The organism is Kutzneria sp. 744, assembly GCF_000568255.1.
GTDB lineage: Bacteria > Actinomycetota > Actinomycetes > Mycobacteriales > Pseudonocardiaceae > Kutzneria.
Genome location: NZ_KK037166.1, coordinates 6,791,874 through 6,815,548, shown reverse-complemented (window position 1 = coordinate 6,815,548; position 23,675 = coordinate 6,791,874). Strand labels below are relative to the sequence as shown.

General features: G+C 69.8%; 23 protein-coding genes. 11 read left to right on the top strand and 12 right to left on the bottom strand.

The annotated features are described in order from the left end of the window. The first annotated feature begins 111 nt into the window (after positions 1-111). From efeU to KUTG_RS31135, 5 genes are all read left to right on the top strand, one after another. The gene (gene efeU, locus KUTG_RS31155) at positions 112-948 is read left to right on the top strand and encodes an iron uptake transporter permease EfeU (RefSeq protein ID WP_052395608.1); all 837 of its coding nucleotides are present in this window, start codon (positions 112-114) and stop codon (positions 946-948) included. Next, positions 945-2,102, top strand: coding sequence for an iron uptake system protein EfeO (gene efeO / locus KUTG_RS31150; RefSeq protein ID WP_063753585.1), 1,158 nt, complete (start codon positions 945-947; stop codon positions 2,100-2,102). The genes efeU and efeO overlap by 4 nt, the downstream gene beginning before the upstream one ends. Continuing rightward, positions 2,099-3,298, top strand: coding sequence for an iron uptake transporter deferrochelatase/peroxidase subunit (gene efeB, locus KUTG_RS31145; RefSeq protein ID WP_052395607.1), 1,200 nt, complete (start codon positions 2,099-2,101; stop codon positions 3,296-3,298). The genes efeO and efeB overlap by 4 nt, the downstream gene beginning before the upstream one ends. A 194-nt stretch (positions 3,299-3,492) precedes the next feature. Beyond that, entirely contained in the window at positions 3,493-4,116 is a 624-nt protein-coding gene (locus KUTG_RS31140; protein WP_043721814.1) for a DUF1707 SHOCT-like domain-containing protein, read from the top strand. Positions 4,117-4,300: 184 nt separating this feature from the next. After that, entirely contained in the window at positions 4,301-4,576 is a 276-nt protein-coding gene (locus KUTG_RS31135; RefSeq protein WP_043721813.1) for a CU044_2847 family protein, read from the top strand. Between the two features lie 104 nt (positions 4,577-4,680). Here KUTG_RS31135 and KUTG_RS56815 read toward each other — a convergent pair whose 3' ends face one another. After that, positions 4,681-5,403 carry a DivIVA domain-containing protein gene (locus KUTG_RS56815; RefSeq protein WP_052395606.1) on the bottom strand — a complete coding sequence of 241 codons (723 nt, stop codon included), beginning with the start codon at positions 5,401-5,403 and terminating at the stop codon, positions 4,681-4,683. 59 nt (positions 5,404-5,462) lie between these two features. On the opposite strand from KUTG_RS56815, the gene deoC reads away from it, so the two are divergent. Genes deoC through KUTG_RS31115 form a run of 3 tightly spaced genes read left to right on the top strand, consistent with a single transcriptional unit; the run spans position 5,463 to position 8,703 of the window. Beyond that, positions 5,463-6,413: a deoxyribose-phosphate aldolase gene (deoC, locus tag KUTG_RS31125; RefSeq protein ID WP_043721810.1), complete on the top strand. Its 951-nt coding sequence runs from the start codon at positions 5,463-5,465 to the stop codon at positions 6,411-6,413. Positions 6,414-6,416: 3 nt separating this feature from the next. Continuing rightward, a complete protein-coding gene (locus KUTG_RS31120; protein WP_043721807.1) occupies positions 6,417-7,850 on the top strand; it encodes an aldehyde dehydrogenase family protein in 1,434 nt (477 codons plus the stop codon). After that, positions 7,843-8,703, top strand: a complete 861-nt coding sequence (locus KUTG_RS31115) for an aldehyde dehydrogenase family protein (RefSeq protein WP_043721806.1) — start codon at positions 7,843-7,845, stop codon at positions 8,701-8,703. The genes KUTG_RS31120 and KUTG_RS31115 overlap by 8 nt, the downstream gene beginning before the upstream one ends. Positions 8,704-8,706: 3 nt before the next feature. On the opposite strand, the gene KUTG_RS31110 is transcribed toward KUTG_RS31115, so the two are convergent. The 4 genes from KUTG_RS31110 to KUTG_RS31095 form a co-directional block, all read right to left on the bottom strand. Further along, positions 8,707-9,291 carry a Fic/DOC family protein gene (locus KUTG_RS31110; protein ID WP_043721804.1) on the bottom strand — a complete coding sequence of 195 codons (585 nt, stop codon included), beginning with the start codon at positions 9,289-9,291 and terminating at the stop codon, positions 8,707-8,709. Beyond that, positions 9,288-9,878: a type II toxin-antitoxin system antitoxin SocA domain-containing protein gene (locus KUTG_RS31105; protein ID WP_043721802.1), complete on the bottom strand. Its 591-nt coding sequence runs from the start codon at positions 9,876-9,878 to the stop codon at positions 9,288-9,290. Before KUTG_RS31105 ends, KUTG_RS31110 begins: the two co-directional genes overlap by 4 nt. Before the next feature lie 94 nt (positions 9,879-9,972). Then, on the bottom strand, positions 9,973-11,151 hold the full coding sequence (locus KUTG_RS31100) for a thiolase family protein (RefSeq protein ID WP_043721800.1): 1,179 nt from the start codon (positions 11,149-11,151) through the stop codon (positions 9,973-9,975). A gap of 264 nt (positions 11,152-11,415) precedes the next feature. Beyond that, positions 11,416-12,642: a hypothetical protein gene (locus tag KUTG_RS31095; protein ID WP_232241047.1), complete on the bottom strand. Its 1,227-nt coding sequence runs from the start codon at positions 12,640-12,642 to the stop codon at positions 11,416-11,418. 362 nt (positions 12,643-13,004) lie between these two features. Between KUTG_RS31095 and KUTG_RS31090 the strand changes: the two genes are divergently transcribed. Next, positions 13,005-14,084, top strand: a complete 1,080-nt coding sequence (locus tag KUTG_RS31090) for an adenosine deaminase (protein WP_043721799.1) — start codon at positions 13,005-13,007, stop codon at positions 14,082-14,084. Between the two features lie 93 nt (positions 14,085-14,177). Then, entirely contained in the window at positions 14,178-15,368 is a 1,191-nt protein-coding gene (locus KUTG_RS31085; protein WP_043721796.1) for an MFS transporter, read from the top strand. Between the two features lie 188 nt (positions 15,369-15,556). Here the strand turns inward: KUTG_RS31085 and KUTG_RS31080 are convergent, their stop codons facing one another. Further along, positions 15,557-16,852 carry a primosomal protein gene (locus KUTG_RS31080; protein ID WP_232241045.1) on the bottom strand — a complete coding sequence of 432 codons (1,296 nt, stop codon included), beginning with the start codon at positions 16,850-16,852 and terminating at the stop codon, positions 15,557-15,559. An 80-nt stretch (positions 16,853-16,932) separates the two neighbouring features. Further along, complete coding sequence (locus tag KUTG_RS31075) at positions 16,933-17,595, bottom strand: hypothetical protein (protein WP_043721795.1); 663 nt, start codon at positions 17,593-17,595, stop codon at positions 16,933-16,935. Positions 17,596-17,726: 131 nt separating this feature from the next. On the opposite strand from KUTG_RS31075, the gene KUTG_RS31070 reads away from it, so the two are divergent. After that, a complete protein-coding gene (locus tag KUTG_RS31070) occupies positions 17,727-18,308 on the top strand; it encodes an SMI1/KNR4 family protein (protein WP_043721792.1) in 582 nt (193 codons plus the stop codon). Between the two features lie 97 nt (positions 18,309-18,405). Here the strand turns inward: KUTG_RS31070 and KUTG_RS31065 are convergent, their stop codons facing one another. From KUTG_RS31065 to KUTG_RS31045, 5 genes are all read right to left on the bottom strand, one after another. Further along, positions 18,406-19,686: a thymidine phosphorylase gene (locus KUTG_RS31065; protein WP_043721790.1), complete on the bottom strand. Its 1,281-nt coding sequence runs from the start codon at positions 19,684-19,686 to the stop codon at positions 18,406-18,408. Further along, complete coding sequence (locus KUTG_RS31060; RefSeq protein WP_043721789.1) at positions 19,683-20,072, bottom strand: cytidine deaminase; 390 nt, start codon at positions 20,070-20,072, stop codon at positions 19,683-19,685. The genes KUTG_RS31065 and KUTG_RS31060 overlap by 4 nt, the downstream gene beginning before the upstream one ends. After that, positions 20,073-21,329: an ABC transporter permease gene (locus KUTG_RS31055; protein WP_043731218.1), complete on the bottom strand. Its 1,257-nt coding sequence runs from the start codon at positions 21,327-21,329 to the stop codon at positions 20,073-20,075. Between the two features lie 5 nt (positions 21,330-21,334). Next, entirely contained in the window at positions 21,335-22,414 is a 1,080-nt protein-coding gene (locus KUTG_RS31050; protein ID WP_043721787.1) for an ABC transporter permease, read from the bottom strand. Then, the coding region (locus KUTG_RS31045) for an ABC transporter ATP-binding protein (protein ID WP_043721785.1) at positions 22,414-23,675 on the bottom strand (1,262 nt) is incomplete at its 5' end. The genes KUTG_RS31045 and KUTG_RS31050, both read right to left, overlap by 1 nt.

Below are 23,675 nucleotides of genomic sequence, written 5' to 3'. Positions count from 1 at the left end.
GGATGTCCGGCTTTCGCGTGACAGGTCCCCCATCTGGTTGACAGTGCGCCACGGGCTGTTTTAGATAGCCTCGCCTTACCTACAGGTTAGGCACGCCTATTGGGAGACCTGATGCTGCCCACGTTCGTGATCGGACTGCGCGAAGGCCTGGAGGCCTCGCTGATCGTCGGGATCATCGCCGCGTTCCTGGCCCAACAGGGCCGCAAGGACACGCTGCGGCAGGTCTGGATCGGCGTCGGCATCGCGGTGGCGCTGTGCGTCGTCATCGGCGTCACCCTCCGGATCGTCTCCCAGGAGCTGCCGCAGCAGGGCCAGGAAGGCCTGGAGACCGTGGTCGGCGCGCTGGCCGTGGTCATGGTCACGTACATGGTGCTGTGGATGGCCAAGCACTCCCGCGGCCTGAAGAAGGAACTCGAGGGCGCCGCCGCCAGCGCGCTGGCCCAGGGCTCCACCATGGCGCTGGTCGTCATGGCGTTCCTGGCGGTGCTGCGCGAAGGCTTCGAGACGGCGGTGTTCCTGCTGGCGCTGACCCAGGCCAGCGGCAACGCCACGCTGTCGTTCCTCGGCGCGCTGCTGGGCATCCTGGTCGCCGCGGCCATCGGGTACGGCATCTACAAGGGCGGCGTGCGGCTCAACCTGAGCCGGTTCTTCCGCATCACCGGCATCGTCCTGGTGATCGTCGCCGCCGGCCTGGTGATGTCCACGCTGCACACGGCGTTCGAGGCGCACTGGCTCACGTTCGGCCAGGAGCGGGCGCTGAACCTGTCGTGGCTGGTGGTGCAGGGAACCCCGCTGTACTCGCTGTTCAGCGGCGTGCTGGGCGTGCAGCCCTACCCGACGGTGATCGAGCTGACGGGCTGGCTGGTCTACGCCGTCCCGATGCTCGCGTACGTGTTGTGGCCGAGGACGGCCGCGAAGAAGAAGCTGATTGGAGCGAGCAACCCGTGAGAAGCACCATCGGCCTGACCGCGATCGCGGCGGCGGCGACCCTGGCCCTCACCGCCTGTGGGGGCAGCAGCACCAGCGGAAGCGCCCCGCAGAACAACGCGCCCGCAGGCGAAGGTGGCGACGTCACGGTGGCGATCACGGCCGACGGCTGCCAGCCGACGCCCTCGTCGATCTCCAGCGGCACGGTGAACTTCAAGGTGTCCAACAAGGACGCGGGCGCCGTCACCGAGGCCGAGCTGATGTCCGGCACGCAGATGCTCGGCGAGCAGGAGAACCTCACGCCCGGCCTCGACGGCGGCTTCTCCCTGGAGCTGGCCAAGGGCGACTACCAGATCTACTGCCCCGGGGCCAAGCAGGAGAAGTGGGACTTCCACGTGACCGGCCAGGCCAGCAAGTCGTGGAAGGACAACCCGGCCCTGGTCACGGCGACCACCGACTACGGCAAGTGGGTCCTCGACCAGGTCAACCAGCTGGTCACCAGCACGCAGACGTTCGCCGACGCGGTCAAGGCCGGCGACATCGCCAAGGCCGGTGTGACCTACGGCCCGGCCCGCGTGTTCTACGAGAAGGTCGAGCCGGTCGCGGAGATCTGGGGCGACCTCGACAAGAACATCGACGGCCGCGCCGACGACTTCGACAACCCCGCCGACTTCAAGGGCTTCCACAAGATCGAGCAGGCCGTCTTCGAGGCCAAGAAGCTCGACGGCATGGGCCCGATGGCCGACGAGCTCGTCGCCAACGTGACCAAGCTGCAGCAGCTGGTGGCCAAGGCGGGCTACCAGCCGGCCGAGATCGCCAACGGCGCCACCGAGCTGGTCGACGAGATCCAGAAGTCCAAGGTCACCGGCGAGGAGGAGCGCTACTCGCACATCGACCTGGTGGACTTCAAGGGCAACCTGGACGGCTCCATGGAGGCCTTCAGCGTGCTGCTTCCGGCGTTGCAGCGCAATGCGCCCGACGTGGCCAAGACGGTGCAGGACCGGGCCGCTGCGGTGTCGGCGGCACTCAAGCCGTACGAGCAGAGCCCCGGCTACCTCAACACCGGCTACGTCGACTACTCGACGGTGACCAAGGACCAGCAGAAGGTGTTGTCCCAGGCCGTGAACGCGTTGGGTGAGGCGATGTCGCAGGTGGCCGGGAAGGTCGCGCAGTGACGCCGAGTCTGTCCCGCCGCCGGTTGCTCTCCGGGTTGGGCGCGGTCGGCATCGGCGGTCTCGTCGCGGCCGACGCCATGGCGACGTCGGTCAGCGCGGCCAACGCCACCCAGGTGGTGCCGTTCAACGCCGAGCACCAGGCCGGAATCACCACGCCGCAACAGGATCGGCTCACGTTCGCGGCGTTCGACGTGATCACCAAGGACCGTGACGAGCTGGTCCGCGTGCTGAAGACGTGGACCGCCGCGGCCGAGGCGATGACCAAGGGCCACCTGGTGCCGGGCGGCGCGGCCGATCTCCAGGCGCCGCCGGCCGACACCGGCGAGGCCGACGGTCTCAAGCCCGGCAACCTGACTGTGACGATCGGCTTCGGCACGTCGCTGTTCGACGACCGGTTCGGACTGGCGGCCAAGAGGCCGAAGGCGTTGACACCGCTGCCGAAACTCGTGCCGGAAGACCTGGATCCCGCCTACACCAACGGTGATCTGTGCATCCAGGCCTGCGCCGACGACCCGCAGGTGACCTTCCACGCGGTGCGCAACCTGGCCCGGCTCGGGGCGGGAACCGTTGTGCTGCGATGGATGCAGCTCGGATTCGGCCGCACGGCGTCGACCTCCAGCGCGCAGGCCACGCCGCGCAACCTCATGGGCTTCAAGGACGGCACCCGCAACCTGCGCTCGGAGCAGACCGACCTGATCGACCAGAACGTGTGGGTGGGCCAGGAAACCGACCAGGAGTGGCTGCGCGGCGGCAGCTACCTGGTGGCCCGGCGGATCCGGATGTACATCGAGACCTGGGACCGTGACTACCTGGGCGACCAGCAGAAGGTGTTCGGGCGCTACAAGACCAGCGGCGCCCCGCTGGGCGGCGCCGAGGAGTTCGACACGCCCAACCTCGGCAGCACCGACATCCCCGACGACGCCCACATCCGGCTCGCCTCGCCGGAGCACAACGGCGGCATCCACCTGCTGCGCCGGGGTTACTCGTTCACCGACGGCACCGACTCCACCGGAAACCTGTTGGGGGGCCTGTTCTTCATCGCCTTCATGAAGGACCCCAAGCAGTTCGTCACCGTGCAGAAGGCATTGGCCGCCGACGCGCTCAACGAGTACATCCAGCACATCGGCAGCGGGCTGTTCGCGTGCCCGCCCGGGGTCACGCCGGGACAGTTCTGGGGACAGGGCCTGTTCACGTAGCGTTCCCGCGGTTCCCGGCGATGTTCACGTCGTCGGGAGCGGTCTCGGGAGGCGGTGCGGCATGGCGGATTCGGGCTGCGTCGGGGTGCCGTGCCGATGTTGGGCGTGCACCCTGCGCCGGTCACGGCGGCCGGTGCCGCGCCGGCCGCCCAATGGGCCTGCGCGGGGGTAGGCCGGGGCTCTAGGCTTTCGACGTGAGCGAGCAGCCTGACCCCATGTCCATGCGGGCCTCGGACGCCGACCGTGAGCGGGTGGCGCAGGTGCTGCACAAGGCGATGGCCGACGGTCGGCTGACCGTGAGCGAGCTGGACGAGCGGCTGGCCGGGCTGTACAAGGCCAAGACCTTCGGTGAGCTGGTGCCGTTCACCCGTGACCTGCCGGACGCGCCCGTGCCCATGCCGCTGGTGCCGGCCGTGGGCGGGCAGTTGTCGCCGATGGTCGGCGGCTCGGCCACGTCGACGGCGTCCATGGCGATCATGAGCCAGACCGTGCGCAGTGGCGACTGGGTCGTGCCGGCGCACTACACCGCCTCGGCGTTCATGGGCGAGGTGAAGCTGGACCTGCGGGACGCCGGCTTCGAGGCCGCCGAGTGCACCATCACCGCCACGGCGATCATGGGCGCGATCCGGATCATCGTGCCGCCGGACCTGACCGTGCGCATCGACGGCATCGGCTTCATGGGCGAGTTCAAGCGCGCCGCCGACGGCCCCGGCGTCCCCGGCTCCCCCGTCCTGCGCATCACCGGCCTGGCCCTGATGGCCGAAGTCTCCGTCAAACGCCGCCCCCGCAAACCCAACCCCCGCCAACTGGACCGCTGAAAACCGCGAATCCCGCTCTCGGGCAACCCTGTGTCGACTTCCGTGAGTCACGCTCTCGGACCCACCGAATCACGGTTTCGGCACGCCTGTCCCTCAATGGCGGGACACCAGGCGTTTTCACCCGCCTGGCCGGCGATCCCGGATCTAACCTGTGGCGAACATCGGGTCAACTCCAGGAGTCGTCATGGTGAACGTGGTGGCTTTGACGCTGGACGACGGCGACAACGTGCTGGTCGAGGTGGACGGGGCGCTCGACCGCTCCGGCAACCTCGTAACCGAGGCCGGCGGCGCGCTGCGCGAGGCGGTGGAGAAGGTCCGACCGACACTCCAGGCCGCGCTGGCCAACCTCCGCAACGGCGCTGAGCCGCCGAGCGACGTGACCATCCAGTTCGGCTTCACGGTCACGGGCGGCACCGCCTCGGAGGCCCGCTGCACCATCACGGCGAACTGGGTCCCGTAGCCGAACCCACGTGTCCCCAACCGGTTTCATGGTTGCCCGAGAGCGGGACTCGCGGTGTGCCGGAAACCGTGTTTCGGTGTGCCGGAGAGCGTGACTCGCGGGGGTCACATGGCGGGGCGGTAGTGGGCGGCGGCCAGTTGGACCTCGATCATGTCGATGAAGGCGTCGACCTCCTCCTGGTCGTAGCCCTCGCCCTCGATGAGGGCCTCGCCGAAGGTCACCTCGCGGACCTGGGCGGCGGTGAGGCGGCCACGGCCGCGCAGGGTCGCCTCCACCCGGTCGAGGAAGCTGTCGACCTCGTCCTCGTTGTAGCCCCGGGTGCCCTTCTCGGCGGTGTGGAAGCCGACGGCGACGATGTCGTCGGCGGTCAGCGCGCGCGGCCGGCCGCCCAGGCGCTCCAGCACCCGGGCGATGATCAGCAGGAAGGCGTCGACACCGTCCTCGTTGTAGCCGTCGGCCCCGCCGGTGGCCCGCCGGAACTGCACGCCCCGGACCTCCTCGACGGTGAGCCGCTCGGTGCCGTGCAGGGCGTTGACCACCCGGTCCAGGAAGGCGTCGACGTCGACCACGTCGTAGCCGCAGCCGAGCGACTCGGCGGCCAGGGCCAGGAACTGGTCGACCTCGTAGTCGAAATAGCCCTCCTCGCCGGCCGGCGGCTTGTGGAACTTGACCTTGTTCACCTCCTGGCCGGTGAGGGTGTCCTCGCCGCGCATCGTCGCCTCGATGCGGTCGACGAAGTCGTCCACCTCGCCCGAGTGGTAGGCCCGGCGGCCGGGCGGCGGCGGGTTGAAAACGACTGCGTGCACCTCGTCCGGGGTCAATGTCACGGCGCCCTCCTCACGTCTATGAGGACATACGCACGCAATGGCCACTTAGACTCGATCCCATGTCAGCCCCTTCTCAGACAGAACTGTCGGAGGTCACGCGCGACGACGCGTCCCTGCGGCGCTTCCTGCACGGACTGCCCGGGGTGGACCAGGTCGGCGTCGAACAGCGCGCGGCCACCCTCGGCACGCGGAGCATCAAGAAGGCCTCCAAGATGTGGGCCATCGACACCGCGATCTCCATGGTCGACCTGACCACGCTGGAGGGCGCCGACACGCCTGGCAAGGTCCGCACCCTGGCCGCCAAGGCCCGCAGGCCCGACCCCGAGTACGCGGACGTGCCGCACGTCGGCGCCGTCTGCGTCTACCCGGACATGGTCGCCACGGCCGTGGCCGGCGTGGGCGACAGCGGGGTGGGCGTGGCCAGCGTGGCCACGGCCTTCCCGTCCGGGCGCTCCAACCGCGCGGTCAAGCTGGCCGACACCGCGATGGCCGTCGAGGCCGGCGCCACCGAGATCGACATGGTGATCGACCGGGGCGCCTTCCTGTCCGGCCGCTACGGCCAGGTGTATGACGAGATCGTGGCGATCAAGGCGGCCTGCGGCGGCGCGCACCTCAAGGTGATCCTGGAGACCGGCGAGCTCTCGACGTACGACAACGTGCGCCGGGCCTCCTGGCTGGCGCTGCTGGCCGGCGGCGACTTCATCAAGACCTCCACCGGCAAGGTCTCCCCCGCCGCCACGCTGCCCGTGACGCACGTGATGCTGCAGGCGGTGCGCGACTGGCGGGACCGCACCGGCGAGCTGCGCGGCGTGAAGCCCGCGGGCGGCATCCGCACCACCAAGGACGCGATCCGCTACCTGGTCGCGGTACACGAGGTGGCCGGCGAGGAGTGGCTGACGCCGACGCTGTTCCGATTCGGCGCGTCCAGCCTGCTCAACGACCTGTTGATGCAGCGACGCACCCAGCTTGAGGGCCACTACAGCGGCCCCGACTACGTGACGGTGGACTGACGAATGAGCAATTGGGAGTACGCACCCGCGCCGGAGTCGCGCGACATCGCGAACCTGAAGCCGGCCTACCGCATGTTCGTCGACGGCAAGTTCGTCGAGGGCTCGGGCGATCCGCTCAAGACCGTCAACCCGGCCACCGAGGAGGTGCTGGCCGAGGTCAGCACGGCCTCGCCGTCGGATGTGGACACCGCGGTCAAGGCCGCGCGCCGCGCCTACGACCGGGTGTGGAGCAAGATGCCCGGCGCCGAGCGGGCCAAGTACATCTTCCGCATCGCCCGGCTGATCCAGGAGCGCTCGCGCGAGCTGGCCGTGCTGGAGAGCCTGGACAACGGCAAGCCAATCAAGGAGTCGCGCGACGTCGACGTGCCGACGGCCGCCGCGCACTTCTTCTACCACGCGGGCTGGGCCGACAAGCTCGGTTACGCCGGCTACGGGCCTGATCCGCGGCCGCTGGGCGTGGCCGGGCAGGTCATCCCGTGGAACTTCCCGCTGATGATGGCCGCCTGGAAGATCGCGCCCGCCCTGGCCTGCGGCAACACCGTGGTGCTCAAGCCGGCTGAGACGACCCCGCTGACCGCGCTGGTGCTGGCCGAGATCTGCCAGCAGGCCGAGCTGCCGCCGGGCGTGGTCAACATCCTGCCCGGCGCCGGCGACGTGGGCTCGGAGCTGGTCAACCACGCCGGCGTCGACAAGGTGGCGTTCACCGGGTCGACCGAGGTCGGCAAGCTGATCCAGCGCGCGCTGGCCGGCTCCGGCAAGAAGATGACCATGGAGCTCGGCGGCAAGGCGGCCAACATCGTCTTCGACGACGCGCCGCTGGACCAGGCCGTCGAGGGCATCGTCAACGGCATCTTCTTCAACCAGGGCCACGTCTGCTGCGCCGGCTCCCGCCTGCTCGTGCAGGAGTCGATCGCCGACGAGCTGCTGGACAAGCTGCGCCACCGGGTCTCGACCCTGCGCGTCGGTGACTCGCTGGACAAGAACACCGACGTCGGCGCGATCAACTCCCGCGCCCAGCTGGAGAAGATCCAGGAGCTGGTGGCCGCCGGCGACGCCGAGGGCGCGCAGCGCTGGACCAGCCCGGTTCCCGTGCCGGACAAGGGTTTCTTCTTCGCCCCCACGGTGTTCTCCGACGTGCAGCAGTCCATGCGCATCGCCCGCGAGGAGATCTTCGGGCCGGTGCTGTCGGTGCTCACCTTCCGCACTCCCGACGAGGCCGTGGCCAAGGCCAACAACACCCCGTACGGGCTGTCGGCCGGCATCTGGACCGAGAAGGGTTCCCGGATCCTGTGGGCCGCGCAGCGGATGCGGGCCGGCGTGGTGTGGGCCAACACGTTCAACCGTTTCGACCCGACCGCGCCGTTCGGCGGCTACCAGGAGTCGGGCTTCGGCCGCGAGGGCGGCCGCGCCGGGCTGGAGGCGTACCTCGATGTCTGACCGCATTTCCGTCGCCAAGACGTACAAGCTCTACATCGGCGGCGCGTTCCCGCGCTCCGAGTCCGGCCGGTCCTATCCCGTGAACGACTCGCGCGGCGGCTTCCTGGCCAACGCCGCGCAGGGTTCGCGCAAGGACGCCCGTGACGCCGTCGGCGCCGCCCGCAAGGCGTTCCCCGGCTGGTCCGGCGCCACCGCCTACAACCGGGGGCAGGTGCTGTACCGGGTCGCCGAGCTGTTGGAGGGCCGGCGCGAGCAGTTCGTCGCCGAGGTCGCCGCCAGCGAGGGCACCAAGCGCGGTGAGTCCATTGTGGACGCCGCCATCGACCGCTGGGTCTGGTACGCCGGCTGGACCGACAAGATCGCCAGCGTCTTCGGCGCCGCCAATCCCGTTGCCGGGCCGTACTTCTCCTTCACCGTGCCCGAGCCCACCGGCGTCGTCGCCGTGCTCGCGCCGCAGGCCTCGTCGCTGCTCGGTCTGGTCAGCGTGGTCGCCCCGATCATCGCCGCCGGCAACACCTGCGTCGTCGTGGCCAGCCAGGACCGTCCGCTGCCGGCCATCACCCTGTCCGAGGTGCTCGCCACCTCCGACGTGCCCGGCGGCGTCGTCAACGTGCTCACCGGCCGCACCGCCGAGATCGCCCCATGGCTGGCCGCCCACGCCGACGTCAACGCCCTCGACCTCACCGGCGCCCCCGAGGCCATCAGGGCCGACCTCGAACGCGCCGCCGCCGGCACCGTCAAACGCCTCGTCCGCGGCGGCCGCGGCGAGCCCGACTGGGCCCGCGAACCCGACGTCAGCCGCATGCGCGCGGTCCTGGAGAGCAAGACCGTCTGGCACCCGATGGGGGTCTGAGAGCTAGCAGGCGGGCCCGACCAGGGCTTGGGCGAACACCGACCGCAGTGGACCGGTCGGGCCCGTCATGCTCTCCCGGCAAGCGTCGAGGTACTCCTCCCGGTCGACAAGCGCGAAGTCCACGCGCCAACCGGCCTGGAGGCCGAACTGTCGGAAGAAGGCTCGCTGCGTCCGACCGTTGCCCTCCCGAAACGGGTGCAGGGCATTGACCTCGCTGAAGTAGTGCGTGAACCGGTCGAGGAACACGTCGCGGTCCAGACCCGCGAGCAACTTCTCGTCGGCTAGCTTGGTGAGTACCTCGCCGCCGTAGGACTCGATGTGCCGCCAGTGCGCGAACGGCGCCGTCCGAGCGACATCGACCCGTCTGAGCTCGCCGGCCCAGTCGTACACGTCGCCAAATATCCTGCGGTGGAACGCCGCGAGATGCGCCAAGTCGTAGCGACCAGGCAGCGGACGCTGCTTGAGCTCCTGGTCACGCAGGTAGCTCATGTCCGCCTCAGCCTGGCACAGCCTGCCGGCGTCGGTGATGTCGAGCCGGTTCCTCAGGACACCAGCTGCCTGATCGAGGTAGGGGTCGTCGAACGTCACCGGCCGCGCAGAGCCTCAATCCGTTGCGCCACAGCTTGATCCGTCGACAGCTCACCATTGCGCACCCGCTCGGCCGCCGTGACCGCGTCAGCCGAGACCTGAAGTCCCTCGATGTGGACGGAAGCCAGGGCCTCGGCTGCGGCAGTAAGAGGATCCGTCACCTGTCGGCGGAAGTACGCAGCCATCACCGCCCGCGACAGCGGAGCGCTACTCGGCTCTGAGTCGGGCAGGCCAGCGCGCGCACGCTGCCACGGCTCCTCGTCGTGGGTCATAGCGCTGAGGTCGTCGCGGTTGAATCCGCCGTACCGAGCCACAACCGACGCCACCAGTTGACTCTCGCGCGGAGTCAGCGCAGTCGCGTCGCCCTCATCCCATGCTTCCACTCGGTTCTGGTGTCGGTGCCGATCCCAGACCGATCGCACGACAGGCCCCATGCGCCACGCCTCGATCTCGGCATCGAACAGCGGCTCACCGTGTTCGGCGAGATGCCACGCCTGCGCGTAGTAGAGCAGTTTCTGCAACTTCATCGGCGACTCGGGGCCGGTCCTCGCGATCACGGCTGCCGCTACGTCATGCACGTCGGCCATCGCTCACCTCCCGGCCCTGAGCTGCTGAAATACCCCAACCAATGGTACCTCAGAACACCGTTCGACGGCCGCTTGCCCGCCAGATCGCGACGGTTCAGAGGCGTTCGATGATGGTGGCGTTGGCCAGGCCGCCGGCCTCGCACATGGTCTGCAGGCCGTAGCGGCCGCCGGTCTGCTCCAGGACGCCGAGCAGGGTGGTCATCAGGCGGGCGCCGCTGGCGCCGAGGGGGTGGCCGATGGCGGTGGCGCCGCCGTTGACGTTGACCTTGCCCAGGTCGGCGCCGGTCTCGGCCTGCCAGGCCAGCACAACGCTGGCGAAGGCCTCGTTGACCTCGAAGGCGTCGATGTCGGCCAGGGTGAGGCCGGCCCGGTCGAGGACCTTGCGGGTGGCCGGGATGACGCCGGTGAGCATGTGGAGCGGGTCGTCGCCGACGACGGCGAAGGAGTGCAGCCGGGCCCGGGGGCGCAGGCCGAGGCGGGCGGCGGTCTCGCTGCTGGTGATGAGGACGGCGGCGGAGCCGTCGTTGATGGGGCTGGAGTTGCCGGCGGTGACCCGCCAGTCCAGCTCGGGGAAGCGCTGCTGCCAGAAGTCGGACTTGAAGGCGGGCCGCAGCCCGGCCAGGACCTCGGGAGTGGTGCTCGGACGGATGGTCTCGTCGAAGGTGACCTCGGCGGCGTCCACCTTGATCGGGCTGACCTCGGCCGCGAACCGGCCCTCGGACCACGCGGCGGCGGCCCGGCGGTGGCTCTCGGCGGCGAAGGCGTCCAGCTGCTCGCGGGACAGGTCCCAACGCTTGGCGATCAGCTCGGCGCTGATGCCCTGCGGCACCAGGCCTTCCGGGTAGCGGGCGGCGACGCCCGGGCCGAGGAAGTCCTGGCCGGCGGCCTGGCTGCCGATCGGGATGTGGCTCATGGACTCGATGCCGGAGGCGATCACCACGTCGTACGCGCCGGCGATCACGCCCTGGGCCGCGAAGTGGATGGCCTGCTGGCTGCTGCCGCACTGGCGGTCCACGGTCACCGCCGGCACCGACTCCGGCAGCCCCGCCGCCAGCGCCGCCCAGCGGGCCGTGTTGCCGCTCTGCTCCCCGATCTGGCCCACCGCGCCGCTGATCACGTCGTCGACCAGCGCCGGGTCGATGCCCGTGCGCTCGATCAGCGACCGGATCGCGTGGGCGTGCAGGTCGACGGGATGGATCCCGGACAGCGCCCCGCCCGGCTTGCCCTTGCCGATCGGTGTCCGTACCGCGTCGACGATGACGGCGTCCCTCATGACTCCTCCTCAGCAACGATATCTACCTGCTGAGTTGGATTTTACGACTCACGATCGTGAAAGAAGGACGCTGAGGTGAGCGGCGTCACCCCTCCCCCTTGTCTGCCACAGCCACCCCACCCCGCACCACTTTTTCTTCACATGCGCTTCCCATGTGGCACCAGGACGCAAATGGGAAGCGCATGTGGCAAAACCCCTGACACAGAAAACGGCCGCCCGCGGGAATCCCGCGGGCGGCCGTCAGAGCTGCTCAATCGGACGCGGTCAGGCGCCTTCGGCGGCCAGGTCGATGCCGTCGATGTCGACCTTGTCGCCCTTGCCGGCGATGGCGTTCTTCGGGGCACGGGCCCGACGCTGCGGACGGGGCAGCGCGGTGGGCGGCGGGGGCGGGGTGGGCGAGCCGCCGCCGAGGATGAGCTCGGCGAAGGTGGCCATGGCCTCGTCCAACTGGCTGGCGTTGCGGCGCTCGGACTCCTCGTTGGCCCCGCGGACCAGGGAGACCAGGCGGTCGGCGTCGGGGCGGGCGGACAGGGTGCCGTGCACGTCCTGCAGGCCGCTGTTGACGGTGCCGGCCAGGTCGACGATGCGCTCGCCGGTGGCGGTGCCGACGGCGTCGACACGGGTGTCGATCTCGTCGAGACGGCTGGAGACCTGCTCCAGGCGGCGGGCCAGGGCGTCGAGGCGGTCGGTGGGGTCGACGGCCGGGCGGGACATGAGGTCGTCCAGCTTGGCGTGCACGGAGTCGTGCGTCGCGCTGATCCGGTCGTTGACGGTGCCGTGAACGTCGGCCAGCTTGCTCTCCAGGACGGCGCGCGAGTCGGCGACGCTGCCCTCGAGCGAGGTGCGGGAGTCGCCGATGCTGGCGGCGGTGGCGGCGCCGGACTCGGTGACGGCGCGCTGCAGCGCTTCCTTGGTGCCGTCGAGGTGCTCGTGCACGCCCTCGTCGACCTCGTCGATGCGGCTGCGCAGCGCGGTCTCCAGCGCCTCGAGGCGCTCGCGGATCGGCGCGTGCAGCACGCCGGGCAGCGCTTCGGCCTTGGTGTCCTGCTTGTCCAGGTGGCCGTCGACGTCGTCGAGGCGCTTGTGGATGTGGGTCAGCTTGTCCTCGAGGCCGTCCATCCGGCCGGCGACGCCCTCGAAGCGGCCGCCGACGCCGTCGAGACGGCCGTCCAGCTGCGCGAAGGGCTTGGCCAGCTTGTCCACGACGCCCTCGAGCGCGCGGCCCAGCTCGGAGATGGCGCCGTCCTGCGCCTCCAGCTTGGCCAGCGCCTCGTCCAGGCGCTCGGCCAGCACGCTGACCTCGGTGCGGTCCGGCAGCTCCGACAGGCGCTTGCGAACGGAACCCAGCGACTCGAGCGGGGACATCCGCGCGTGGATCTCGTCGAGCGCGTCGAAGATCTGCTGCTGTTCGCTCTCACGGATCTCCGCGGCGCGCGTGAGCATGTTGCGCATCCGATCGAAGGACATCGTGGAGTTGTTGTTCTCGTTCACGGCTGGCGCCTTCGTCCATGGGGATGGGGAGACTCAGCGACTCTAGCCAGCTACTCACGGCGACACGAACCGGCCCCACGGATCTTGACGCAGCTGTGCTCTGTTTTGCGTCGTTCGGAGCATGCCGAGAGCCGTGTGGGACTTAGTCGATCTTCATCCGGTTGCTGACTGAAACCAAAGATCCCCTATATGAGTGATCCATACCCCGACATGGTGGCACACCGTGGCCGAGATACCACTCGTCGGCGGGGCTCGCCATACGAGCGGGTGGAATTCACCGGCACGGATAACACCGTCCATGATCATACCGCTCCAAGATCGCCACAGCGAGGAACGCGGCCGCTCGGAGGTACCGTGTCGCAATGCCTACGCCGATGACCCCCGAGGCGATCCGCCGCGCCCCCAAGGTGCTCCTGCACGACCACCTGGACGGCGGGTTGCGGCCGAAGACCGTGATCGAACTGGCCGACACGATCGGCTACACGGACCTGCCCACCACCGACCCGGCCGCGTTGGGCGCCTGGTTCCGCGACGCGGCCGACTCCGGCTCGCTCGTCCGCTATCTGGAGACCTTCGCCCACACCTGCGGCGTGATGCAGTCCGAGCAGGCCCTGGTCCGCGTGGCCGCCGAGGCGGCCGAGGACCTGGCCGCCGACGGCGTCGTCTACGCCGAGGTGCGCTACGCCCCCGAGCTCTTCGAGCCCAGCGGCCTGTCGCTGGAGCAGGTCGTCGAGGCCGTGCAGGAGGGCTTCCGACTGGGCGAGCGCAACACCGGCAACAAGATCCGGATCGGCACCCTGCTGTGCGCGATGCGGCAGAACGAGGGCTGGCTGCGCATCGCCGAGCTGGCCGTGCGCTACCGCGACGCCGGCGTGGTCGGCTTCGACATCGCCGGGCCCGAGGCCGGCTTCCCGCCCACCCGCGGCCTGGACGCGTTCGAGTACCTGCGCCAGCAGAACGCCCACTTCACCATTCACGCCGGCGAGGCGTTCGGGCTGCCGTCGATCTGGGAGGCCATCCAGCACTGCGGCACCGACCGGCTCGGCCACGGCGTGCGCATCGTCGACGACATCACCCGCGACGCCGACGGCTCCGTCCACATCGGACGGCTGGCCGGCTTCGTCCGGGACAAGCGCATCCCGCTGGAGATGTGCCCCTCCTCCAACGTGCAGACCGGCGCGGCCAAGTCCATCGCCGAGCACCCCATCGGCCTGCTGACCGACCTCCGCTTCCGGGTCACCGTCAACACCGACAACCGCCTGATGAGCGGCTGCACCATGTCCAGCGAGTTCGGCGCGCTGGTCGAGGCCTTCGACTACGGCTGGACCGATCTGCAGTGGTTCACCGTGAACGCGATGAAGTCGGCCTTCATCGGCTTCGACGAGCGGCTGGCCCTGATCAACGAGGTGATCAAGCCCGGCTACGCCGAGTTGCTGTCCTGAGTTTCAGCATCCGGGAATTTGTTGCCGTAGCCGAAGTATCACGGCTAGCGTCCAACATGTAGGCAGTGGTGTCCACATGTTGGGAGGCGGTCGGTGGCCGAGAACCCGCGCCGGTGGCTGATCCTGAGCCTGGGGCTGGCGGCCCAGGCCGCGGCGTGCACGTTTCTGTACGGCCTCCCGTTCCTCGTGCCGGACATCCGGGCGGCGGAGGGGCTGTCGCTGGCGCAGGTGGGCCTGATGGTGTCGGCCCCGACGGTCGGGCTGCTGCTGACGCTGATCGCCTGGGGCGCGGCGGCGGACCGCTACGGCGAGCGGGTGGTGATGGCGCTCGGGTTGGGGGCGGCCGGTGTGCTGCTGGCCGCCGGCAGCCTCGGCACGCACAGCGTCACGCTGCTGGAAGTGGTGCTGCTGTTGGCGGGCGCGGCCAGCGCGTCGGTGAACGCCGCCAGCGGGCGGGTGGTGATGGGCTGGTTCGGGCCACGCGAGCGGGGCCTGGCCATGGGGATTCGGCAGACGGCGCAGCCGGTCGGGGTCGGCATCGCGGCGCTGACGCTGCCGTTTTTGGGACAGGCCTTCGGTTATCGGGCGGCGCTGCTGTTCCCGGCCGGCCTCTGCGTCGTGCTGGCGGTGCTGGTCGCCGTGCTCGTGCAGGATCCGCCACGGCCGCCGCGCAAGGAGTCGGAGCGGACGAGGTCGCCGTATCTTGGGTCGTCTGCGCTGTGGCGGCTGCACGGCGCGAGCAGCCTGCTGGTGGTGCCGCAGTTCGTGATCTCGGCTTTCAGCCTGGAGTACCTGGTCAGCGTGCAGCACTGGACGCCGGGCGGGGCCGGGGTGTTCCTCGGCGTGGTGCAGGCGGCCGGCGCGGCCGGGCGCATCGTCACCGGGCGCTGGGCCGACGTGGTCGGCAGCCGGCTGCGGCCGATGCGACAGCTGGCGGTGGCCAGCACGGTGGTGATGCTGCTGCTGGCGCTGGGCGACCGGGCCGCGCCGTGGCTGGCGGTGGCGGTGATCGCCGTCGGGGCCGTGATCACCGTGGCGGACAACGGTTTGGGCTTCACGGCCACTGCCGAGCTGGCCGGCACCGCGTGGTCGGGCCGTGCGCTCGGGGCGCAGAACACCGCCCAGAACGTGGCCGCCGCCCTGACGCCCCCGCTGCTCGGGGCCCTGGTCGGCGGCTTCGGCTACGCCACCGCCTTTGCCGTCGGCGCGATCTTCCCGCTGCTGGCGATCATCGCGACGCCCGTGGCCGCCGAAAACCTCCGCGCCGAGGCGAAAACCCCCTGATGCAGGGAATTGATATAAACAGAAAAATTTGCCTACGGATGTCAGTGGTGATCTAACACCGGATACATTACCACGTTTCTAATCGTGTCGAGGTTACTCCTTTACGCTTAAGGTGGCAGTTCGCCTGTTGGGCAGCGATAGAATCCAGAAAGTGGGAAAAACTTCCGGGGTGTGGGCTCCCCTAGCCTTTACTCATTTGTGCTAATATCACAGCTGGCTCTGATGAATAATGAATCCACCCTAATCGACACTTTGGTTAGAGGGGGTTGCAAATCGTCCAGGCCCTCGACAAGGGCCTTCCAGGCCTCGACCTCGGCGTTGAAGGGGGCGCTGGGGGCCAGCCGGGTGGGGTCGGGGCGGACGACGAAGGAGACCAGCCAGCCCAGGCTCTCGGACTGGGCCAGTGCCTCGGCCACGGAGTCGTCGCCGGCCCAGGCGGCGGCGTCCTCGAGCAGCTCGACGGCCAGGTCCAGCTGGACCGGGTCCATCGAGTCGGGGCCTTCGGCGATGTCCTCGGCGATGCCGTTGAACACGTAGACGTTGTCGTCGTGCACCTCGACCTCGAGCTCGCCGGCGGTGGCCTTGGTGGCGACCTCGTCCCAGGTGGCGACCTCGGTGATGTCGTTGCCGGCCAGCTCGTTGCCGGTGTTGACCAGGAAGCGGCCCAGGGCCTTGGCCGAGGTGAAGATGTCGATCTCGCCGGAGTGGCCGAGGAAGACCGGCTCGTCGTCGACGTAGCAGCGCAGCGTGTAGTACTCGTTGTCGCCGAGGATGATCTTGACGGGGTCGATGCCGACCTCGCCCCAGAAGCCCAGGTCCTCGGGCTCGTCGTCGGGGGCGCGCTCGGCGTCCTCGTCGGCGTCGGTCTCGGCGGCCAGCTGGGCCTCGGCGTCGGCCAGCTCCTGCTCGGCCTCGGCCAGGGCCTTCTCGTCGACCTCGGGCACCGTGACGATGCCGTCGATCGCGTCCAGCACCTCGTCCCAGCGCTCGACGACGACCTTGGCCAGCTCGGTCCAGCGGCGCTCGCCGTCGCGGCCGGTGAAGGGGAAGGTGCCCTGCGGCAGCAGCGCGAAGCCGTCCACCGAGTCCAGCACCTCGTTGACCTTCTCCAGCTCGCACACGTCGGCGAGGGACCGCAGGATCGACACCACGTCGGCCAGCTCGCCGATGGTCCAGGTGTCCGGGTCCTCCGAGACCAGCTCGGGCACGCCGACCAGGTCGAACTGGTGGTTCTCGTCGGGCACGAGCTCGACCGCCGACAGCGCGGGCAGCACGTGCCACGCGGGGTGGTCGGTCAGGTCGTGCTCGGTGACGGTGCGCACGAAGGCGGCCAGGCGCGCGGCGTCCGGGAAGGCGTAGAGGTCCTCCTCGTGCCCGAGGAACGCCTCCCACTCCTCACCTTCCTCGCGCCAGCGCGGCGCCCACAACGTGATCAGGTCACCCTGGGGGAGCCCGAGCTCGATCGGGACGATGTCCTGAGCCATCTGGAGACCTCCCGGTCACGGCCAACGCTGTCTGCGAGAACGGGGCAGAGCCTACGTGGTCGCTCGATCATCACAGTTGACTAGGGGGTCTTCTCCCACACGGTGAGGTCGAAGGTGAGCTGCCCACCGACCGCCGGATGGAACACGACCAGCGCGAACCGGCCCTGGGCGCTGGTCGTGCAGTACGCGCCGCCGGCCAGGATCTGGTCCACGCCCAGCTGCGGCGTGTACGCGGTGGCCGCCACGCAGTCGGCGTAGCCGGCGTTGGGCTGGGCCGGCGCGAAGCCACGGCCGGCGCCGTACACGGTGTTCTGGTTGTCGAAGCGGAGGTCGTTGAAGTACACCGGGTCGCTGTTCTGGACCACGTCCCAGTTGGGCTGGGTGCTGTCCAGATTCACGCCGTAGCCGACGTTGAGCACGATCGGCGAGCCGCCCGGGGTGGAGTTGCGGATGGCGCCGGGGCCGATGGCCGTCGTGGTGGTGACGGTGGTCGTGTCGGTCGTGGTCGTCGTGTCGGTGGTCGTCGGCGGCGGCGTGGAGGTGGTGGTCGGCGCGACGGACGACGGCTGTGCGGCCAGTTCGGACTGCGCGGTGTGCAGGCCCAGCAGGTAGCCGCCCATCACGGCCGCGGCCAGCAGGGCGATGACCAGCACGACAAGGAAAGCGATCATCGGCCCGCGCTCCGGGCGCCGCGGCGGGCGGCCGTCGTCCGGGGGCGCCCACATCGTCTCGGTGTCCGACACGGCAGCCTCCCTCGCACGCGTCCGGGCAGGTTAACCCGTTGGGCCCGATGCCGTCAGCCGGAGACCGGATTCGCCCGATCGTCCTCCGATGAGCGGTACCGGAGCCCCCGTTCTTACTCGATCATGAACGGATGGCAGTGGCCGACGCGTGGGGTCGGATCGTGCGCTGGCTGTCCTTCTTCGCACCGTCGACCGGGTCGGTGCTGCGCACGATGGCGGACCGGGAAGATGTCGTGATCCTCGAGCAGGAGATCGGTGTCGAGCTGCCCGACGACCTGCACGAGTGGTGGTCGGTGTGCGGCGGCACCGGGAACTCGGCGTTCGCCGAGATCATCCCGCCGTTCTACACACCGCACGGCCCGCAGGGCGCGCTGGACTCCTTCCGCGTGCAGCGCAAGCTGTGGGCCGACACCTGGGACACGCCGGAGTGCGGCCCCGACGCGGGGTCGGCCGGCATCAGCTACCACCCGCTCTGGGTGCCCTTCGCCTTCGACGGCCTCGGCGACGCGCTCGTGGTCGACCTGCGGGCGGGCCCGCTGCGTGGCTGCGTGCTGGAGTGGGACCACGAGCGGGCCGAGGCGCACAGGCCGGAATGGCGCAGCATCACGGAGATGCTGGAGCAGATCGCCACCGCGCTGGAGGAACGGACCAAGGTGCGGCACTGCCGCCCCGAGACCACCACCGACGGCCGCATCGACTGGCGCACCAGCTAGCAGCCCGCTCAAGATCGAGGGACCGATCCTCTCGTTGAACGTCAGGAAGGGCCCCTTACTGACGTTCAACGTCAGTAAGGGGCCCTTCCTGACAAAGTCAGCCGCGGATCGTGTCGATGACCAGCGGGGTGCGGTCCTCGGCGGACTCTCCGATGACGATGCCGTCGGCCAGGGCGTCGCGGCCGGCGTCGAGCAGCTCCGGGGTGTCGGTGCGCAGTTCCAGCAGCGGCTGTCCCTTTTCGACGGTGTCGCCGGGCTTGGCCAGGCACAGCACACCGGCGGCGTGCTGCACCGGGTCCTCCTTGCGGGCCCGGCCGGCCCCGAGACGCCAGGCGGCGACGCCGACGGCGTAGGCGTCCAAGCCGGTGAGCACGCCGTCCTCGGCCGCCTCGATCACCTCGACGTGCTTGGCCACGGGCAGCGGGGCGTCCGGGTCGCCGCCCTGCGCGGCGATCATCCGGCACCACGTCTCGTAGGCGTTGCCGGACGCCAGCACCGCGGCCGGGTCCACATCGGACAGTCCGGCCAGCGAGAGCATCTCCTGAGCCAGCGCGACGGTCAGCGCCACGACGTCGGCCGGGCCGCCGCCCTTGAGCACCTCGACCGACTCGGCGACCTCGACGGCATTGCCGACGGCATAACCCAATGGCACGGACATGTCGGTCAGCACGGCGCTGATGCGAAGGCCGTGGTCCACGCCGATGGACACCAGCGCGCGGGCCAGTTCCGTGGCGTCGGCCAGGTTCTTCATGAACGCGCCCGAGCCGACCTTGACGTCCAGCACGAGCGAGCCGGCGCCCTCGGCGATCTTCTTGCTCATGATGGAGCTGGCGATCAGCGGCACCGACTCGACGGTCCCGGTGACGTCCCGCAGCGCATACAGCTTGCGGTCGGCCGGCGCGAGTCCTTCCGTTGCGGCGCAGACCACCGCGCCCACGGACCGGAGCTGGGCGCGAATGTCCTCAGTGGACAGCTGGGCCCGCCAGCCGGGAACGGACTCCAGCTTGTCCAGCGTGCCGCCGGTGTGCCCGAGGCCGCGGCCGGAAAGCTGTGGCACGGCCGCGCCGCAGGCGGCCACCAGGGGCGCCAGCGGCAGCGTGATCTTGTCGCCGACGCCGCCGGTGGAGTGCTTGTCCACGGTCGGCCGGTCCACGTCCAGGGACAGCCGCTCGCCCGACTCGACCATGGCCCGCGTCCACCGGGCGGTCTCGTCGGACGTCATGCCGTTGAGCAGAATCGCCATGGCCAGCGCGGACATCTGCTCGTCGGCAACCACACCGTGGGTGTAGGCGTCGATCACCCAGTCGATCTCCGGACCGGTCAGCACCCGCCGGTCCCGCTTGGCCCGAATGATCTCGACAGCGTTGAAGTGACTCACGGCAGGTCCTCTGGTCCGAACGCGTCTGGCAGAACTTCCCGCATCGTCAGCACACCGCGCGGGGTGTCCACCAGACAGTCGGGGCCACCCAGCTCGTAGATGATCTGACGGCAACGTCCGCACGGCATGAGCAGCTCGCCCTCGCCGCTGCGGCAGGCCACCGCCACGAACCTGCCGCCGCCGGTCAGCCGCAGCTGCCCGGCCATCGTGCACTCGGCGCACAAAGCGACGCCGTAGGCGGCGTTCTCGATGTTGCAGCCGGTCACGACACGACCGTCGTCACACAGGGCGGCGGCCCCGACCCGCAACCCCGAGTAGGGGCAGTAGGCCGACGCCGCCGCGGCCACGGCCTGTCGCCGCAGCTCATCCCAGTCCACAGTGGACAACTAACTTCCCTGTCCTCGTCGATATATCAGTCCGTCGGCCGCGGGCATTCGCAGTCGTTGCGACGACATGGCCAACACCACGATGGTCACGATGTGCGGCAGGTAGGTGGTCAGCTCCTGCGGCAGCGAGTCGATCGACAGGTACAGCAGGTACAGCGCGCCGCCGACCACGATCGAGATCAGCCCGACTATCCACTTGCGACGGATCAGCTGCACCAGCGCGATCACCCAGATCAGCAGGGAGATGCCGTAGAACAGGCCCAGCACCGTCTTGCCGTCGGTCAGCGTCTGGAGGCCGTCGGCGTAGCCGAACAGGGCCGCGCCGCCGAGCAGGCCGCCGGGCCGCCAGTTGCCGAAGATCATGGCGGCCAGACCGATGTACCCGCGGCCGTTGGTCTGGTTCTCCAGGTAGCCGTTCTGGCCGGGGGCCAGCACCAGCGCCGCGCCGCCCAGGCCGGCGAAGCCGCCGGAGATCACCACGGCGATGTACTTCTGCAGGTACACGTTGACGCCGAGCGACTCGGCCGCCACCGGGTTCTCGCCGCACGACCGCAGCCGCAGGCCGAACCTGGTGTGCCACAACACGACGAAGCTGATCGGCACCAGCAGGATGGTGATCATCGTCAGCGGGGACACGCCGCTGAGCACCCCGTGCAGGATGCCGGCGACGTCGGAGACGACGTACCGCTGCTGCTTCTCCAGGTCCGCCAACCAGTCCGCGACCGGCTGCGCCGAGTACGTGTCGAAGGACGGCACCTTCGGCGACTGCCGCGGGTTGTGCGACACCGGCGCGAACAGCAGCGTGGACAGGTACTTGGCGACACCGGCGCCGAGCAGGTTGATCGCCACACCGGAGACGATGTGGTTGACGCCGAAGGTGACGGTGGCCAACGCGTGCAGCAGGCCGCCCAGCGCGCCGAACACGATGCCGCCCAGCACGGCGGCCCACGGCCCCCACTGGTAGCCGGCCCAGGCCGCGCCCCAGGTGCCGAGGATCATCATGCCCTCAAGGCCGATGTTGACCACACCGGCCCGTTCCGCCCACAGACCGCCGAGGCCAGCCAGCAGCAGCGGCACCGCCAGCTGGAGTCCGGCCTGGATGGTCGACGTGGCGGTGATGTTGGGCAGGCCGGTCAGGTCCGCGGTCGCCGTGAGCAGCACGACGGCCGCCAGCGACCAGAGGACTCCGTTGGCCCAGCCGGGAATCCGGCGCTTGACCGGGGCGGCGGCACGGGTGACCGACGCCGGCGGATTCATGTCGATCACGACGCGCTCCCGGTGGTCGCGGCGGCCAGTTGGCTGCCGACCCTGCGTTGCTCGGCGGCCAGTTCGAGCCGGCGGATCACCTCGTAGGACACAACCACGGACAGCACGATCGCGCCCTGCATGATGGTGACGATCTCGCGCGGCACCTGGATGACGTCCAGCGAGACCGCGGCCTGGTCGAGGAACGCCCACAGCACCGCGCCGAAGGCGATGCCGCCCGGGTTGTTGCGGCCGAGCAGCGCGACCGCGATGCCGGTGAATCCGTAGCCCTGCGGGGAAATCAGGGTGTACGTGTGGTCGCGGCCGAGCAGCTCCGGCAGCGCGGTGAGGCCGGCGATCGCGCCGGACAGCAGCATCGCGATCACGATCATGCGCTTGGCGTCGACGCCGCCCGCGGTGGCCGCGGTCGGCGACTCGCCCGAGGCCTGGAGCTCGAAGCCGAACCGGGTGCGGTTGAGCATCACCCAGTAGCCGATGCCGACCAGGATCGCGATCACCACGAAGCCGAAGACGGTGCCGGCCGAACCGAGCGGGATGCCCGGGATCCAGTTGGACGACGGGATCGTCGGCGTGCCGATGTTGTTGTTGCTCAGCACGCCGAACGCGCCCGGCTTGATCAGCAGGGCGATGATGCCGCCGGCGATGGCGTTCAGCATGATCGTGGTGATCACCTCGCTGACGCCGCGGGTGACCTTGAGGATCGCCGGCAGCGCCGCGAACACCGCGCCGCCGAGCATGGCGACCACGATGATCACGATCTGGCCGAGCACCGGCGGCAGGTTCAGCTCGCCGCCGACGATGGCCGCGAACACCGCGCCGATCCGGTACTGGCCCTCGACGCCGATGTTGAACAGGTTCATCTTGAACCCGATCGCCACCGCGATGCCGACCAGGTAGTACACGCTGGCGCTGTTGACGATGTCGACGGCGGTGGTGCCGTGGCCGACCTGCACCACCATCGCGACCAGCGCCGAGGCCGGGTTGCGGCCCGAGATGATCAGCGCCACCGAGCACAGCAGGGCCGAGAACACGATCGCCGCCACCGGCGGCAGCAACTTGCCACGCAGTGAGCGCATCAGACCTCTTCCTCTCCACCGGTCGTCGCGCCGGTCATGGCACTGCCCAGCTCCTCGGGCGTGACCGTCGCCGGATCGGCGTCCGCCACCAGCCGTCCGCGCAGCATCACCTTGATCGTGTCGGACAGGCCGATCAGCTCGTCCAGGTCGGCCGACACCAGCAGCACGGCCAGGCCGGCCGCGCGGGCCTGCTTGATCTGCTCCCAGATCAGCGCCTGCGCGCCGACGTCCACGCCGCGGGTGGGATGCGAGGCGATCAGCAGCACCGGGTCGCCGGACAGCTCGCGGCCGACGATGAGCTTCTGCTGGTTGCCGCCCGACAGCGCCGCCGCCGGCACCTCGATGCCGGGCGTGCGGACGTCGAACTGCTCGACGATGCGCCGGGTGTCGGCGCGGGCCCCCTCCACGTCCAGCCAGCGCCCGTTGACCACCGGGCGTCGGGTCTGGAAGCCGAGGATCCGGTTGAACCACAGGGACTGCGTGAGCAGCAGGCCGTGACGGTGGCGGTCCTCGGGGATGTAGCCGATGCCGGCCTCGCGCCGGTGCAGCGTGTTGACCTTGGTCAGGTCGGAGATGCCGCCGTCGGTGTTGACCAGCAGCACCGAGCCGCTGTCGGTCCTGCGCATGCCCATGATGGCCTCGACCAGCTCGGTCTGGCCGTTGCCCTCGACGCCGGCGATGCCGAGGATCTCCCCCGCGTGCACGGCCAGGTCGATCTCGTCGAGGATGGCCCGGCCGCCGCTGTCCCGCAGCTGGAGGCCGGCGACCGTGAGCACGGCCCGGTCGGTGACCGTGGACTCTCGGGTCTCCGGGCTGGGCAGCTCCGAGCCGACCATCATCTCGGCCAGCTGCCGTGACGTCACGGACTTCGGGTCGACGGTGCCGACGGTGGTGCCGCGGCGGATCACCGTGATGCTGTCGGCGATCGCGCGCACCTCGTCCAGCTTGTGCGAGATGAACAGGAAGGTGAAGCCCTGCTCACGCATGCCGCGCAGGGTGTCGAAGAGCTCGTCGACCTCCTGCGGGACCAGCACGGCCGTCGGCTCGTCCAGGATGATGATCCTGGCGCCGCGGTAGAGGACCTTGAGGATCTCCACCCGCTGCCGGTCGGCCACGCCCAGCTGCTCCACGAGCACGCCCGGGTCCACGCGCAGGCCGGTCTGCCCGGCCAGCTCCTGGATGCGGGCCCGCGCCCGGCCGCCGATGCCGTGCAGCGCCTCCGCGCCCAGCACGACGTTCTCCTGCACGGTGAGGTTGTCGG

What these genes read in the sequence shown, in the direction of transcription:
- efeU (WP_052395608.1), top strand. Translation starts at nt 112, where the DNA reads ATGCTGCCCACGTTCGTGATCGGACTGCGCGAAGGCCTGGAGGCCTCG.
- KUTG_RS31135 (WP_043721813.1), top strand. Translation starts at nt 4,301, where the DNA reads ATGGTGAACGTGGTGGCTTTGACGCTGGACGACGGCGACAACGTGCTG.
- deoC (WP_043721810.1), top strand. Translation starts at nt 5,463, where the DNA reads ATGTCAGCCCCTTCTCAGACAGAACTGTCGGAGGTCACGCGCGACGAC.
- KUTG_RS31120 (WP_043721807.1), top strand. Translation starts at nt 6,417, where the DNA reads ATGAGCAATTGGGAGTACGCACCCGCGCCGGAGTCGCGCGACATCGCG.
- KUTG_RS31115 (WP_043721806.1), top strand. Translation starts at nt 7,843, where the DNA reads ATGTCTGACCGCATTTCCGTCGCCAAGACGTACAAGCTCTACATCGGC.
- KUTG_RS31105 (WP_043721802.1), bottom strand. Translation starts at nt 9,878, where the DNA reads ATGGCCGACGTGCATGACGTAGCGGCAGCCGTGATCGCGAGGACCGGC.
- KUTG_RS31100 (WP_043721800.1), bottom strand. Translation starts at nt 11,151, where the DNA reads ATGAGGGACGCCGTCATCGTCGACGCGGTACGGACACCGATCGGCAAG.
- KUTG_RS31090 (WP_043721799.1), top strand. Translation starts at nt 13,005, where the DNA reads ATGCCTACGCCGATGACCCCCGAGGCGATCCGCCGCGCCCCCAAGGTG.
- KUTG_RS31080 (WP_232241045.1), bottom strand. Translation starts at nt 16,852, where the DNA reads ATGGCTCAGGACATCGTCCCGATCGAGCTCGGGCTCCCCCAGGGTGAC.
- KUTG_RS31070 (WP_043721792.1), top strand. Translation starts at nt 17,727, where the DNA reads ATGGCAGTGGCCGACGCGTGGGGTCGGATCGTGCGCTGGCTGTCCTTC.
- KUTG_RS31055 (WP_043731218.1), bottom strand. Translation starts at nt 21,329, where the DNA reads ATGAATCCGCCGGCGTCGGTCACCCGTGCCGCCGCCCCGGTCAAGCGC.
- KUTG_RS31050 (WP_043721787.1), bottom strand. Translation starts at nt 22,414, where the DNA reads ATGCGCTCACTGCGTGGCAAGTTGCTGCCGCCGGTGGCGGCGATCGTG.